This is a genomic window from Methanimicrococcus stummii (genome assembly GCF_032594435.1).
Classification (GTDB): Archaea; Halobacteriota; Methanosarcinia; order Methanosarcinales; family Methanosarcinaceae; genus Methanimicrococcus; species Methanimicrococcus stummii.
Genome location: NZ_CP131062.1, coordinates 1674733 through 1690477, shown reverse-complemented (window position 1 = coordinate 1690477; position 15745 = coordinate 1674733). Strand labels below are relative to the sequence as shown.

Here is a 15745-nt window from a genome sequence, read left to right as displayed (position 1 = left end):
GTTTTTTTATTCAATGACACGATTTAAAAGTCCATGACAAAATTCTTTGAAGTCGATGACCGAGACGGACCGGCTCGCATCGGAAAACTTTACATTTCAAAAAAACCTGCCGAAAAGCCGGCGGCCTCTTTCATTCAAACGCCTTTTTTAATCAATTCATCAAGCCTTGCCGCCGGGGATTTGCCGATTAAAAATCTCGGAACATTTTGGGCAGGAAACGCGGATGAAGATGAAAAAATTTCAAAAATCGCCGATGAAATCTCGAAAACGGAAGAGTCGGAGCTTTTGATTTTGCCGAGAAACCAATTCACTTTGACATATCCCGAAGAAGATTATGAAAAACGTTGGCAGAAAACATATGACAAAATGAGCGGTTTTGAAATTATCGGAAAAAGACCGGCTGCCGCCGTCATTCGGCCGATTAAATATTCAAAAGCGATTGAGTCCGACGATTGTATTTGCGGCGATGAAAGCAACCGGGCAGAAATTGTTGAAACCGAAAAAAATGCGGTTGAAAAAATCGGCGCCGATGTTTACATTATGGAAAGTGCCGGCTCTTTTGACGGCGATTCAATCGGCTTCTTCGAAGCGTTTATGAATGTCAAGGAAAGACTTCCGGCCGACACCGCGCTTTGGCTTTCGAATTTGGCAACGCCTGAAAACGCGGCGATGCTGATCTATTTGGGCGCAGACATTTTGGACACAACACGCGCGGAAGTTGCCGGCTATTCCAACAAATACATGACAAGCGCCGGAACTTTCTTTTTGGAAGACTTAACGGAATTGCCGTGCAGATGCGGCGTTTGCGCCGGAAAAACGGCGAAAGAACTTAGAGAAATACCGGCTGCTGACAGATACGCGATGCTGTCTGAGCACAATGTCAACGCGCTGGAAGCGGAAATGTCTCTCGTTCGCGAGAAAATCAAGCGCGGCGCGATTCGGGAATATGTCGAAGGGCAATGCCGCGTCAAAACGTGGTTGACAGGCCTCCTGCGTTTGTTTGACAGCAGTCCGTTTGCCGAAATCGCAGCGCCGACGTTTCGAAGAGACGAATTAATCGCAACGACGGCAGAATCTCAAAACCGCGCGGAAATCCGCCGTTTCGCGAAACGGATTATTGAAAATTATGAAGCGCCGAGAAAAGAAATTCTTGTGATTTTCCCCTGCTCTTCCAAAAAGCCGTATTCGATTTCGGCATCTCATCAGCGTTTCATTCAATCCATTGAACGCAATCGAAAATATGTCAACGAATTAGTCATCACATCGCCGATGGGAATCATTCCGCGCGAACTCGAATTAACATATCCGGCCGCGCATTACGACACGACGGTGACGGGACACTGGGATTTGGAAGAACGCGCTTTCGTCGGCGGTCTTTTGGAAAATTATCTGATCAAAAACAAAGATCTTTACAAACATATTGTCGCGCACGTCGACGGCCCGTACCGCGAAATCTGCGAAGCGGTTTCCGCGAAACTCGGCATTTCAATGATTTATACCGTCGAAAAAAGTCCGGCTTCTCAAATCAGTTTGAAAAACCTGAGAACCGCCATTGACAAAATCGTGGAAGAGGCGACACCTGAAAAAGAATCTGAAACGCACAGACCGCGCCCGAATTTGTTGAAACGGGGCGGAACGGAAGAGAAACTGGATCAGGCAAAAGCAATCGCAAGATACCAGCTCGGACCGCTCGCAGACGCGCTTTTTACAGAAGAGACGATGATCAAAGGCAATTTCCCGAAATTCATGCTTTTAGACGGCAAAACGCAGTTAGCCGTTTTGGTTCCACAATTCGGGCAGCTTGCATTTTCAATTGAAGCCGCTGAAAAATTAATCCGTTCCGAAAAATACGCCGGACAATATACCGTTAAAATTGACAATTTCCTTCCGAAAGGATCGTTGCTCGCGCCCGGAATCATTGAAGCCGATTCCGCAATCCGGCCGGGCGATGATGTCATCATTCTCGGCGAGAATGTTATCGGCGTCGGAAAAGCGAAAATGTCGGGTGTTGAAATGAACCGCTCGACAAAAGGCGTTGCGGTTTTGCCGAGACATACGCGATATATTGATGAAAAAAAGAATTGAAGATAAAAAATCAATTCGCCGAAATAAAAATAACAAAATGGAAAATCGCGGATTTTCCAAACTTTTTTTTAAAAAATAAAAACGAAGAATTATTTTTGATTTTAAACTCTTCTTCTGCCGAGAACGAATGCCGCGCCCAAAACGGCGGCAATTCCAACTGTCGCGCCGAATCCCGGAATCTTAAACGTCGGAGGACCGTCGTTGACGTTTCCTGCCGCGCCGGTTCCTGCCGATGAAGACGGAATCCATTTCGCGTAAAGCGTTGTTTTGGACGGAATGCGCGTGTTAAAATCGAATTTGTTGACGCATTCGGGTTCCGTGTACCAGCCGCCGAATGTGTATCCGTTTTTGACGGGCGATTCGGGTTCTGAGACGCGCGCGTATCTGGCAACCGGTTTGTTAAGATAAACCGTATCTTCGTCATACATAAAAATGACAAGGAAATTGTTAGAAGCCGTTGCCGTTCCTGCAAAAGTCAGCGTGATCAGCAATGCGATGCAAAGCACTAAAAAAATTGTTTTTATTTTTGTAACCATAAATTTTCCCCGTTAAGATTTTAAAAGAATGAAATAAGCGACAAGCACTGCCCCGAGTCCTGCGATAATTAAAAACGCAAGTGTTGACGGATCGGGAACCAAATTGATCGGATCCGAGATTTCGGGACGGCCTTCGGCAGGCGCTTTGGAAAGCGTTTCGTCCGGAATCGGCAAAACCGCGGATTTTCCGGAATAATTGTAAGAACCCGAACCGTTTGATGAATTCGAAGTGTTTGTGTTTGAACCCGAGCTCGAACTTGACGAATTTGAATCGGATTTCGCGGAATTGTAACTTGAATTTGAATTGGAGCTCGGATTTGAAGAGCCGGAAGAACTTGAACCGGAATCTCCGGGAATCCATTTCGCGTACAAATAAAACGGTTCCATCACAGGCCGGCTGAAATCGTAGGCTTGCGTGCAGTCGCGGTCCGTGTACCAGCCGCCGAAAGTGTATCCGTCTCGGACAGGCGTTTCGATTTCAGACATCACCGTAAATCTCGGAACGGTTTTTTTGTAATAATTTTCATCGTCAAACATGAAGACAACAATGTAATTGCGCGGCGCTGCAGCTGCCGTGCCGACAAGCGCCAAAAGAATCAGCAAAATAATCAGAATTGCTGCAATCCGTTTGAAATATCGATGAACCATAATTTTAAACCGTTTGTAAAAAAATGAATTTGGTATAATTTAGTATAAAATAATACCGATTTTTTTGTTTTTTCGTTTTAATTCTTCATTTTTATTTTCTTCTGGAAAGCAAATACGAGCCGCCGAAACAAATAACCAATCCGGCCGCCAGCAAAACGGCGAGCATGTTTGAAGAAATCGGCGATGTGTAACCCGACGGCGTATTTCCATCTGTTTCCCCGTCAGGAATTGTACTCTGAGAGTAAGCCGTATCAGGACTCGGATCCGGCGCGCCTTCCGGAACCCACTTGGCGTACAAGTAAAACGCGTTGTTAACCGGCTGGCTGAAGTCGTAAGCTTGCGTGCAGGCGCGGTCCGTGTACCAACCGCCGAAAGTGTATCCATCTCGGGCAGGCGTTTCGATTTCGGCCATCACCGTGAATCTCGGAACGGATTTTTTGTAATAATTTTCTTCATCGAACATGAAAACAACAATAAAATTACGCGGTAACGCGGCTGCTGTTCCGACAAGAGAGAAGAGAATCAAAAAAATAATGAATAAAGCAAAAATTTGTTTGAAAATTTTAGACATAGAACACCCAATTATAACTTTTTAATTTTAGAATTTAGAAAAATGAATTTTAATTTTGAAATTAACAATGATAATTTTGAATAAAAATAGAAATGAGTTGTTTTTCAACAACTCATTTTTTTACTTTTGCTTAAATCGGCGGTTTCATTCCTTTCAAGAGGATTCTGCGCTTGTTCCATCTGAGGGCGACAATGCCGCCGAGCAAGACGAACACGACGATAAACATCGGGAACGCAATCGCTGATTTTTGTTCGATTCCCTGTTCTTCTTCGAAACCTTCGTGGGACTCGGACGGACCGATACTTCCCGGATCGGAACTCGGACTCGGGTCGGGACCCGGTCCCGGACCCGGCGGTGTGCTCGTTGTGTACTTGTTCGTGATGGTTATCGTGTCACCGGATTTTGAATTTCCGGTTTGCTTGTAACCGCTCGGAACAACTTCAACAACCTGATAGTTGATTTCAACGCCGTTTTCGTACTTGTAAACACCAGTCCAAGAAGTGGAGTCTTCCCATGTCAAATCCAATGACCCGCCTGTCAGCACCAAAGTGTCAACAACCGTGTTACCGTTCATCAATTTAACAGTGATTGAAGCCGGACGTTTGTTGTTCTTGTTGCTTTCATCATCCCAAACCTTAACGATTTTGATGTCGGTGAGTTCGGAAATGTGTTCGTTTGTGAGCGTGTAAATGATTTCTCCGGGGATACTCGTCGTATCTTTGGTAACCAATTTCTCGGTATAATCTGTCGGAACAGTTTCAATAACTGAATATTCGACAGCAACACCATTCACATCCTCAGGCAAACCGGTCCATGTGTAAGTCCAGGAATTGGATTCATTCAAGATGATTGTAGCCACAGTTCTTTCAGTGAAGCCAACCTGTTCGGTTTCAATCAATTCAACTGTCAACCCTGTCGGACGTTTACCGTCTCTGTTGTTGTCATCTTCCCAGACTTTAACAACCGTCACATCAATCGTCGGAATTGTGTCCAAACTGTTTGTCACCGTAATGGTATTGCTTGGTTTATCCTCCGTGTAAGAAACGCTGTAACCTGTCGGAACAACCTTTTCTATAACTTCATAGACGATTTCAACGCCGCTGTCGTATATCGGAAGGTCCTGCCAGGTGTATGTCCAGCTGTTTGAACTGTCCAATACGATCGGTGTTAAGTCTTCGACACCATCTCTGACAAGAACAACTTCAACATCCGCCGGTCTTATGCCTCCGGCATCGTTGTTATCGTTCCATTCTTTAATGACGGTGAGATCGAATTCTGTAACAGTGATTCCTGTAAGCGTATTCTTGACTGCAAAGGAATAACCTGAAGAGGTCACGGCTGAAGTGTAATCAGTCGGGACGTCAGATTCGGTGACGTTGTAAACGATTGCGATGCCGCCGTTGTATCCGGGGAGATTTGTCCAGCTGCCTTTCCAGTTGTTGCCGGCGTTCAATTCAAGAGTTGAACCCGGAACATCTGTGCCGTCAGCAGTCAAAGTCACATTGATGCTTGCCGGACGTTTACCTTCGGCATCGTTGTTGTCGACCCAGACTTTCTCGACTTTGATTTCGGAGATAGTTGTGGGTATGTAACTGTTTTCAATCGTAAACGTTGTGCCGGAGAGACCTTTGTAATCAACAGTGTAATCGGCCGGAACGGTTTCGGTAACCGTGTAAACGATGGCAGTACCGGAATTGAATTTCGGGAAAGTGCCGCTGAAACTGTCAGTCCAACTGTTGCCGCTGCCGGTCATCGTGATTTCATCAATCTTTGTGCCGTCGGCGAGTAACTGAACTTTCAAGTCAGAAGGACGTTTACCGTCTTGGTCGCTGCCGTCAACCCAGTTTTTCACAACATCAAAGGAAGTGATGGTTTCAGGCGTGTAACTGTTTTCAATCGTAAACGTTGTGCCGGAAAGACCTTTGTAATCAACAGTGTAATCGGTCGGAACGGTTTCGGTAACCGTGTAAACGATGGCAGTACCGGAATTGAATTTCGGGAAAGTGCCGCTGAAACTGTCAGTCCAACTGTTGCCGCTGCCGGTCATCGTGATTTCATCAATCTTTGTGCCGTCGGCGAGTAACTGAACTTTCAAGTCAGAAGGACGTTTACCGTCTTGGTCGCTGCCGTCAACCCAGTTTTTCACGACATCAAAGGAAGTGATTGTTTCAGGCGTGTAACTGTTTTCAATCGTAAACGTTGTGCCGGTCAAACCTTTGTAATCAACAGTGTAATCGGTCGGAACGGTTTCGGTAACCGTGTAAACGATAGCAGTACCGGAATTGAATTTCGGGAAAGTGCCGCCGAAACTGTCAGTCCAACTGTTGCCGCTGCCGGTCATCGTGATTTCATCAATCTTTGTGCCGTCGGCGAGTAACTGAACTTTCAAGTCAGACGGACGTTTACCGTCTTGGTCGCTGCCGTCAACCCAATTCTTCACAACATCAAAGGAAGTGATGGTTTCAGGCGTGTAACTGTTTTCAATCGTAAACGTTGTGCCGGAGAGACCTTTGTAATCAACAGTGTAATCGGTCGGAACGGTTTCGGTAACCGTGTAAACGATAGCAGTACCGGAATTGAATTTCGGGAAAGTGCCGCCGAAACTGTCAGTCCAACTGTTGCCGCTGCCGGTCATCGTGATTTCATCAATCTTTGTGCCGTCAGCGAGTAACTGAACTTTCAAGTCAGAGGGACGTTTACCGTCTTGGTCGCTGCCGTCAATCCAGTTCTTCACAACATCAAAGGAAGTGATGGTTTCAGGCGTGTAACTGTTTTCAATCGTAAACGTTGTGCCGGAGAGACCTTGGTTGTCTTCCGTGTAATCAGTCACAGTATCTTCAGTCACCGTGTAAACGATCAAAGAACCGCCGTCGTATTTGTCAAACGGTCCCGTGAAACTGCCGGTCCAGGTGTTGCCACTGCCGGAAAGAGTGATTTCATCAATCTCAGTGCCGTCAGCGAGTAACTGAACTTTCAAATCAGACGGACGTTTACCGTCCTGGTCGCTGTTGTCATCCCAAATCTTTTCAATCGTGAATGAAGCGGTTGTCTCAGGCGTGTAACTGTTTTCAATCGTAAACGTTGTGCCGGAGAGACCTTGGTTGTCTTCCGTGTAATCAGTCACAGTATCTTCAGTCACCGTGTAAACGATCAAAGAACCGCCGTCGTATTTGTCAAACGGTCCCGTGAAACTGCCGGTCCAGGTGTTGCCGCTGCCGGTCATCGTGATTTCATCAATCTTTGTGCCGTCGGCGAGTAACTGAACTTTCAAGTCAGACGGACGTTTACCGTCTTGGTCGCTGCCGTCAACCCAATTCTTCACAACATCAAAGGAAGTGATTGTTTCAGGCGTGTAACTGTTTTCAATCGTAAATGTTGTGCCGGAGAGACCTTTGTAATCAACAGTGTAATCGGTCGGAACGGTTTCGGTAACCGTGTAAACGATAGCAGTACCGGAATTGAATTTCGGGAAAGTGCCGCTGAAACTGTCAGTCCAGCTGTTGCCGCTGCCGGTCATCGTGATTTCATCAATCTTTGTGCCGTCGGCGAGTAACTGAACTTTCAAGTCAGACGGACGTTTACCGTCTTGGTCGCTGCCGTCAACCCAATTCTTCACAACATCAAAGGAAGTGATTGTTTCAGGCGTGTAACTGTTTTCAATCGTAAACGTTGTGCCGGAGAGACCTTTGTAATCAACAGTGTAATCGGTCGGAACGGTTTCGGTAACCGTGTAAACGATAGCAGTACCGGAATTGAATTTCGGGAAAGTGCCGCCGAAACTGTCAGTCCAACTGTTGCCGCTGCCGGTCATCGTGATTTCATCAATCTTTGTGCCGTCAGCGAGTAACTGAACTTTCAAGTCAGAGGGACGTTTACCGTCTTGGTCGCTGCCGTCAATCCAGTTCTTCACAACATCAAAGGAAGTGATGGTTTCAGGCGTGTAACTGTTTTCAATCGTAAACGTTGTGCCGGAGAGACCTTGGTTGTCTTCCGTGTAATCAGTCACAGTATCTTCAGTCACCGTGTAAACGATCAAAGAACCGCCGTCGTATTTGTCAAACGGTCCCGTGAAACTGCCGGTCCAGGTGTTGCCACTGCCGGAAAGAGTGATTTCATCAATCTCAGTGCCGTCAGCGAGTAACTGAACTTTCAAATCAGACGGACGTTTACCGTCCTGGTCGCTGTTGTCATCCCAAATCTTTTCAATCGTGAATGAAGCGGTTGTCTCAGGCGTGTAACTGTTTTCAATCGTAAACGTTGTGCCGGAGAGACCTTGGTTGTCTTCGGTGTAATCAGTCACAGTATCTTCAGTCACCGTGTAAACGATCAAAGAACCGCCGTCGTATTTGTCAAACGGTCCCGTGAAACTGCCGGTCCAGGTGTTGCCGCTGCCGGAAAGAGTGATTTCATCAATCTTTGTGCCGTCGGCGAGTAACTGAACTTTCAAGTCAGACGGACGTTTACCGTCCTGGTCGCTGTTGTCATCCCAAATCTTTTCAATCGTGAATGAAGCGGTTGTCTCAGGCGTGTAACTGTTTTCAATCGTAAACGTTGTGCCGGAGAGACCTTTGTTGTCTTCCGTGTAATCAGTCACAGTATCTTCAGTCACCGTGTAAACGATCAAAGAACCGCCGTCGTATTTGTCAAACGGTCCCGTGAAACTGCCGGTCCAGGTGTCGCCGCTGCCGGAAAGAGTGATTTCATCAATCTCAGTGCCGTCAGCGAGTAACTGAACTTTCAAATCAGACGGACGTTTGCCGTCCTGGTCGCTGTTGTCATCCCAAATCTTTTCAATCGTGAATGAAGCGGTTGTCTCAGGCGTGTAACTGTTTTCAATCGTAAACGTTGTGCCGGTCAAACCTTTGTAATCAACAGTGTAATCGGTCGGAACGGTTTCGGTAACCGTGTAAACGATGGCAGTACCGGAATTGAATTTCGGGAAAGTGCCGCTGAAACTGTCAGTCCAACTGTTGCCGCTGCCGGTCATCGTGATTTCATCAATCTTTGTGCCGTCGGCGAGTAACTGAACTTTCAAGTCAGAAGGACGTTTACCGTCTTGGTCGCTGCCGTCAACCCAGTTTTTCACGACATCAAAGGAAGTGATTGTTTCAGGCGTGTAACTGTTTTCAATCGTAAACGTTGTGCCGGTCAAACCTTTGTAATCAACAGTGTAATCGGTCGGAACGGTTTCGGTAACCGTGTAAACGATAGCAGTACCGGAATTGAATTTCGGGAAAGTGCCGCCGAAACTGTCAGTCCAACTGTTGCCGCTGCCGGTCATCGTGATTTCATCAATCTTTGTGCCGTCGGCGAGTAACTGAACTTTCAAGTCAGACGGACGTTTACCGTCTTGATCGCTGCCGTCAACCCAGTTTTTCACAACATCAAAGGAAGTGATCGTTTCAGGCGTGTAACTGTTTTCAATCGTAAACGTTGTGCCGGAAAGACCTTTGTAATCAACAGTGTAATCGGCCGGAACGGTTTCGGTAACCGTGTAAACGATAGCAGTACCGGAATTGAATTTCGGGAAAGTGCCGCTGAAACTGTCAGTCCAGCTGTTGCCGCTGCCGGTCATCGTGATTTCATCAATCTTTGTGCCGTCGGCGAGTAACTGAACTTTCAAGTCAGACGGACGTTTACCGTCTTGGTCGCTGCCGTCAACCCAGTTTTTCACAACATCAAAGGAAGTGATCGTTTCAGGCGTGTAACTGTTTTCAATCGTAAACGTTGTGCCGGAGAGACCTTTGTAATCAACAGTGTAATCGGTCGGAACGGTTTCGGTAACCGTGTAAACGATAGCAGTACCGGAATTGAATTTCGGGAAAGTGCCGCTGAAACTGTCAGTCCAACTGTTGCCGCTGCCGGTCATCGTGATTTCATCAATCTTTGTGCCGTCGGCGAGTAACTGAACTTTCAAGTCAGACGGACGTTTACCGTCTTGATCGCTGCCGTCAACCCAGTTTTTCACAACATCAAAGGAAGTGATGGTTTCAGGCGTGTAACTGTTTTCAATCGTAAACGTTGTGCCGGAGAGACCTTTGTAATCAACAGTGTAATCGGTCGGAACGGTTTCGGTAACCGTGTAAACGATAGCAGTACCGGAATTGAATTTCGGGAAAGTGCCGCTGAAACTGTCAGTCCAGCTGTTGCCGCTGCCGGTCATCGTGATTTCATCAATCTTTGTGCCGTCGGCGAGTAACTGAACTTTCAAGTCAGACGGACGTTTACCGTCTTGGTCGCTGCCGTCAACCCAATTTTTCACAACATCAAAGGAAGTGATGGTTTCAGGCGTGTAACTGTTTTCAATCGTAAATGTTGTGCCGGAGAGACCTTTGTAATCAACAGTGTAATCGGTCGGAACGGTTTCGGTAACCGTGTAAACGATGGCAGTACCGGAATTGAATTTCGGGAAAGTGCCGCTGAAACTGTCAGTCCAACTGTTGCCGCTGCCGGTCATCGTGATTTCATCAATCTTTGTGCCGTCGGCGAGTAACTGAACTTTCAAGTCAGACGGACGTTTACCGTCTTGATCGCTGCCGTCAACCCAGTTTTTCACAACATCAAAGGAAGTGATCGTTTCAGGCGTGTAACTGTTTTCAATCGTAAACGTTGTGCCGGAGAGACCTTTGTAATCAACAGTGTAATCGGCCGGAACGGTTTCGGTAACCGTGTAAACGATAGCAGTACCGGAATTGAATTTCGGGAAAGTGCCGCTGAAACTGTCAGTCCAACTGTTGCCGCTGCCGGTCATCGTGATTTCATCAATCTTTGTGCCGTCGGCGAGTAACTGAACTTTCAAGTCAGACGGACGTTTACCGTCTTGATCGCTGCCGTCAACCCAGTTTTTCACAACATCAAAGGAAGTGATGGTTTCAGGCGTGTAACTGTTTTCAATCGTAAACGTTGTGCCGGAGAGACCTTTGTAATCAACAGTGTAATCGGTCGGAACGGTTTCGGTAACCGTGTAAACGATAGCAGTACCGGAATTGAATTTCGGGAAAGTGCCGCTGAAACTGTCAGTCCAGCTGTTGCCGCTGCCGGTCATCGTGATTTCATCAATCTTTGTGCCGTCGGCGAGTAACTGAACTTTCAAGTCAGACGGACGTTTACCGTCTTGGTCGCTGCCGTCAACCCAATTTTTCACAACATCAAAGGAAGTGATGGTTTCAGGCGTGTAACTGTTTTCAATCGTAAATGTTGTGCCGGAGAGACCTTTGTAATCAACAGTGTAATCGGTCGGAACGGTTTCGGTAACCGTGTAAACGATGGCAGTACCGGAATTGAATTTCGGGAAAGTGCCGCTGAAACTGTCAGTCCAACTGTTGCCGCTGCCGGTCATCGTGATTTCATCAATCTTTGTGCCGTCAGCGAGTAACTGAACTTTCAAGTCAGATGGACGTTTACCGTCTTGGTCGCTGCCGTCAACCCAGTTCTTCACAACATCAAAGGAAGTGATCGTTTCAGGCGTGTAACTGTTTTCAATCGTAAACGTTGTGCCGGAAAGACCTTTGTAATCAACAGTGTAATCGGCCGGAACGGTTTCGGTAACCGTGTAAACGATGGCAGTACCGGAATTGAATTTCGGGAAAGTGCCGCTGAAACTGTCAGTCCAGCTGTTGCCGCTGCCGGTCATCGTGATTTCATCAATCTTTGTGCCGTCGGCGAGTAACTGAACTTTCAAGTCAGACGGACGTTTACCGTCTTGATCGCTGCCGTCAACCCAATTCTTCACAACATCAAAGGAAGTGATGGTTTCAGGCGTGTAACTGTTTTCAATCGTAAATGTTGTGCCGGAGAGACCTTTGTAATCAACAGTGTAATCGGTCGGAACGGTTTCGGTAACCGTGTAAACGATAGCAGTACCGGAATTGAATTTCGGGAAAGTGCCGCTGAAACTGTCAGTCCAACTGTTGCCGCTGCCGGTCATCGTGATTTCATCAATCTTTGTGCCGTCAGCGAGTAACTGAACTTTCAAGTCAGAGGGACGTTTACCGTCTTGGTCGCTGCCGTCAATCCAGTTCTTCACAACATCAAAGGAAGTGATCGTTTCAGGCGTGTAACTGTTTTCAATCGTAAACGTTGTGCCGGAGAGACCTTTGTAATCAACAGTGTAATCGGCCGGAACGGTTTCGGTAACCGTGTAAACGATAGCAGTACCGGAATTGAATTTCGGGAAAGTGCCGCTGAAACTGTCAGTCCAACTGTTGCCGCTGCCGGTCATCGTGATTTCATCAATCTTTGTGCCGTCGGCGAGTAACTGAACTTTCAAGTCAGACGGACGTTTACCGTCTTGGTCGCTGCCGTCAACCCAATTCTTCACAACATCAAAGGAAGTGATGGTTTCAGGCGTGTAACTGTTTTCAATCGTAAACGTTGTGCCGGAGAGACCTTTGTAATCAACAGTGTAATCGGTCGGAACGGTTTCGGTAACCGTGTAAACGATAGCAGTACCGGAATTGAATTTCGGGAAAGTGCCGCTGAAACTGTCAGTCCAACTGTTGCCGCTGCCGGTCATCGTGATTTCATCAATCTTTGTGCCGTCAGCGAGTAACTGAACTTTCAAGTCAGACGGACGTTTGCCGTCTTGGTCGCTGCCGTCAACCCAATTCTTCACAACATCAAAGGAAGTGATCGTTTCAGGCGTGTAACTGTTTTCAATCGTAAACGTTGTGCCGGAGAGACCTTTGTAATCAACAGTGTAATCGGTCGGAACGGTTTCGGTAACCGTGTAAACGATGGCAGTACCGGAATTGAATTTCGGGAAAGTGCCGCTGAAACTGTCAGTCCAGCTGTTGCCGCTGCCGGTCATCGTGATTTCATCAATCTTTGTGCCGTCGGCGAGTAACTGAACTTTCAAGTCAGACGGACGTTTACCGTCTTGATCGCTGCCGTCAACCCAGTTTTTCACGACATCAAAGGAAGTGATTGTTTCAGGCGTGTAACTGTTTTCAATCGTAAACGTTGTGCCGGTCAAACCTTTGTAATCAACAGTGTAATCGGTCGGAACGGTTTCGGTAACCGTGTAAACGATAGCAGTACCGGAATTGAATTTCGGGAAAGTGCCGCCGAAACTGTCAGTCCAACTGTTGCCGCTGCCGGTCATCGTGATTTCATCAATCTTTGTGCCGTCGGCGAGTAACTGAACTTTCAAGTCAGACGGACGTTTACCGTCTTGGTCGCTGCCGTCAACCCAGTTTTTCACAACATCAAAGGAAGTGATCGTTTCAGGCGTGTAACTGTTTTCAATCGTAAACGTTGTGCCGGAGAGACCTTTGTAATCAACAGTGTAATCGGTCGGAACGGTTTCGGTAACCGTGTAAACGATAGCAGTACCGGAATTGAATTTCGGGAAAGTGCCGCCGAAACTGTCAGTCCAACTGTTGCCGCTGCCGGTCATCGTGATTTCATCAATCTTTGTGCCGTCGGCGAGTAACTGAACTTTCAAGTCAGACGGACGTTTACCGTCTTGATCGCTGCCGTCAACCCAGTTTTTCACAACATCAAAGGAAGTGATCGTTTCAGGCGTGTAACTGTTTTCAATCGTAAACGTTGTGCCGGAAAGACCTTTGTAATCAACAGTGTAATCGGCCGGAACGGTTTCGGTAACCGTGTAAACGATAGCAGTACCGGAATTGAATTTCGGGAAAGTGCCGCTGAAACTGTCAGTCCAGCTGTTGCCGCTGCCGGTCATCGTGATTTCATCAATCTTTGTGCCGTCGGCGAGTAACTGAACTTTCAAGTCAGACGGACGTTTACCGTCTTGATCGCTGCCGTCAACCCAATTCTTCACAACATCAAAGGAAGTGATCGTTTCAGGCGTGTAACTGTTTTCAATCGTAAACGTTGTGCCGGAGAGACCTTTGTAATCAACAGTGTAATCGGTCGGAACGGTTTCGGTAACCGTGTAAACGATAGCAGTACCGGAATTGAATTTCGGGAAAGTGCCGCTGAAACTGTCAGTCCAGCTGTTGCCGCTGCCGGTCATCGTGATTTCATCAATCTTTGTGCCGTCGGCGAGTAACTGAACTTTCAAGTCAGACGGACGTTTACCGTCTTGGTCGCTGCCGTCAACCCAATTTTTCACAACATCAAAGGAAGTGATGGTTTCAGGCGTGTAACTGTTTTCAATCGTAAATGTTGTGCCGGAGAGACCTTTGTAATCAACAGTGTAATCGGTCGGAACGGTTTCGGTAACCGTGTAAACGATAGCAGTACCGGAATTGAATTTCGGGAAAGTGCCGCTGAAACTGTCAGTCCAGCTGTTGCCGCTGCCGGTCATCGTGATTTCATCAATCTTTGTGCCGTCGGCGAGTAACTGAACTTTCAAGTCAGAGGGACGTTTACCGTCTTGGTCGCTGCCGTCAACCCAATTCTTCACAACATCAAAGGAAGTGATGGTTTCAGGCGTGTAACTGTTTTCAATCGTAAACGTTGTGCCGGAGAGACCTTTGTAATCAACAGTGTAATCGGTCGGAACGGTTTCGGTAACCGTGTAAACGATAGCAGTACCGGAATTGAATTTCGGGAAAGTGCCGCTGAAACTGTCAGTCCAGCTGTTGCCGCTGCCGGTCATCGTGATTTCATCAATCTTTGTGCCGTCGGCGAGTAACTGAACTTTCAAGTCAGAGGGACGTTTACCGTCTTGGTCGCTGCCGTCAACCCAATTCTTCACAACATCAAAGGAAGTGATGGTTTCAGGCGTGTAACTGTTTTCAATCGTAAACGTTGTGCCGGAGAGACCTTTGTAATCAACAGTGTAATCGGTCGGAACGGTTTCGGTAACCGTGTAAACGATAGCAGTACCGGAATTGAATTTCGGGAAAGTGCCGCTGAAACTGTCAGTCCAGCTGTTGCCGCTGCCGGTCATCGTGATTTCATCAATCTTTGTGCCGTCGGCGAGTAACTGAACTTTCAAGTCAGAAGGACGTTTACCGTCTTGGTCGCTGCCGTCAACCCAGTTCTTCACGACATCAAAGGAAGTGATGGTTTCAGGCGTGTAACTGTTTTCAATCGTAAACGTTGTGCCGGAGAGACCTTTGTAATCAACAGTGTAATCGGTCGGAACGGTTTCGGTAACCGTGTAAACGATAGCAGTACCGGAATTGAATTTCGGGAAAGTGCCGCTGAAACTGTCAGTCCAACTGTTGCCGCTGCCGGTCATCGTGATTTCATCAATCTTTGTGCCGTCGGCGAGTAACTGAACTTTCAAGTCAGAAGGACGTTTACCGTCTTGGTCGCTGCCGTCAACCCAGTTCTTCACGACATCAAAGGAAGTGATTGTCTCAGGCGTGTAACTGTTTTCAATCGTAAACGTTGTGCCGGTCAAACCTTTGTAATCAACAGTGTAATCGGTCGGAACGGTTTCGGTAACCGTGTAAACGATAGCAGTACCGGAATTGAATTTCGGGAAAGTGCCGCCGAAACTGTCAGTCCAACTGTTGCCGCTGCCGGTCATCGTGATTTCATCAATCTTTGTGCCGTCAGCGAGTAACTGAACTTTCAAGTCAGAGGGACGTTTACCGTCTTGGTCGCTGCCGTCAATCCAGTTCTTCACAACATCAAAGGAAGTGATGGTTTCAGGCGTGTAACTGTTTTCAATCGTAAACGTTGTGCCGGAGAGACCTTGGTTGTCTTCCGTGTAATCAGTCACAGTATCTTCAGTCACCGTGTAAACGATCAAAGAACCGCCGTCGTATTTGTCAAACGGTCCCGTGAAACTGCCGGTCCAGGTGTTGCCACTGCCGGAAAGAGTGATTTCATCAATCTCAGTGCCGTCAGCGAGTAACTGAACTTTCAAATCAGACGGACGTTTACCGTCCTGGTCGCTGTTGTCATCCCAAATCTTTTCAATCGTGAATGAAGCGGTTGTCTCAGGCGTGTAACTGTTTTCAATCGTAAACGTTGT

The 15745-nt window shown here is 47.1% G+C and carries 5 protein-coding genes (1 of these 5 cut by a window edge); 1 reads left to right on the top strand and 4 read right to left on the bottom strand.

Annotated elements, in window-relative coordinates; genetic code table 11:
- Positions 1–33 precede the first annotated feature (33 nt).
- Positions 34–2085, top strand: a complete 2052-nt coding sequence (arcS, locus tag MmiEs2_RS07735; RefSeq protein ID WP_316559292.1) for an archaeosine synthase subunit alpha — start codon at positions 34–36, stop codon at positions 2083–2085.
- 101 nt (positions 2086–2186) lie between these two features.
- On the opposite strand, the gene MmiEs2_RS07730 is transcribed toward arcS, so the two are convergent.
- From MmiEs2_RS07730 to MmiEs2_RS07715, 4 genes are all read right to left on the bottom strand, one after another.
- A complete protein-coding gene (locus MmiEs2_RS07730; protein WP_316559291.1) occupies positions 2187–2621 on the bottom strand; it encodes an InlB B-repeat-containing protein in 435 nt (144 codons plus the stop codon).
- A gap of 12 nt (positions 2622–2633) precedes the next feature.
- Positions 2634–3269, bottom strand: coding sequence for an InlB B-repeat-containing protein (locus tag MmiEs2_RS07725; protein ID WP_316559290.1), 636 nt, complete (start codon positions 3267–3269; stop codon positions 2634–2636).
- 91 nt (positions 3270–3360) lie between these two features.
- A complete protein-coding gene (locus MmiEs2_RS07720; protein ID WP_316559289.1) occupies positions 3361–3840 on the bottom strand; it encodes an InlB B-repeat-containing protein in 480 nt (159 codons plus the stop codon).
- Positions 3841–3970: 130 nt separating this feature from the next.
- On the bottom strand, positions 3971–15745 hold the final stretch of the coding sequence (locus tag MmiEs2_RS07715; protein WP_316559288.1) for a Cna B-type domain-containing protein. The gene runs 16830 nt beyond the window's last position; the window shows 11775 of its 28605 coding nt (coding positions 16831–28605); the start codon falls outside the window, past its right edge; the stop codon is at positions 3971–3973.

What these genes read in the sequence shown, in the direction of transcription:
- MmiEs2_RS07730 (WP_316559291.1), bottom strand. Translation starts at nt 2,621, where the DNA reads ATGGTTACAAAAATAAAAACAATTTTTTTAGTGCTTTGCATCGCATTG.
- MmiEs2_RS07725 (WP_316559290.1), bottom strand. Translation starts at nt 3,269, where the DNA reads ATGGTTCATCGATATTTCAAACGGATTGCAGCAATTCTGATTATTTTG.
- MmiEs2_RS07720 (WP_316559289.1), bottom strand. Translation starts at nt 3,840, where the DNA reads ATGTCTAAAATTTTCAAACAAATTTTTGCTTTATTCATTATTTTTTTG.
- arcS (WP_316559292.1), top strand. Translation starts at nt 34, where the DNA reads ATGACAAAATTCTTTGAAGTCGATGACCGAGACGGACCGGCTCGCATC.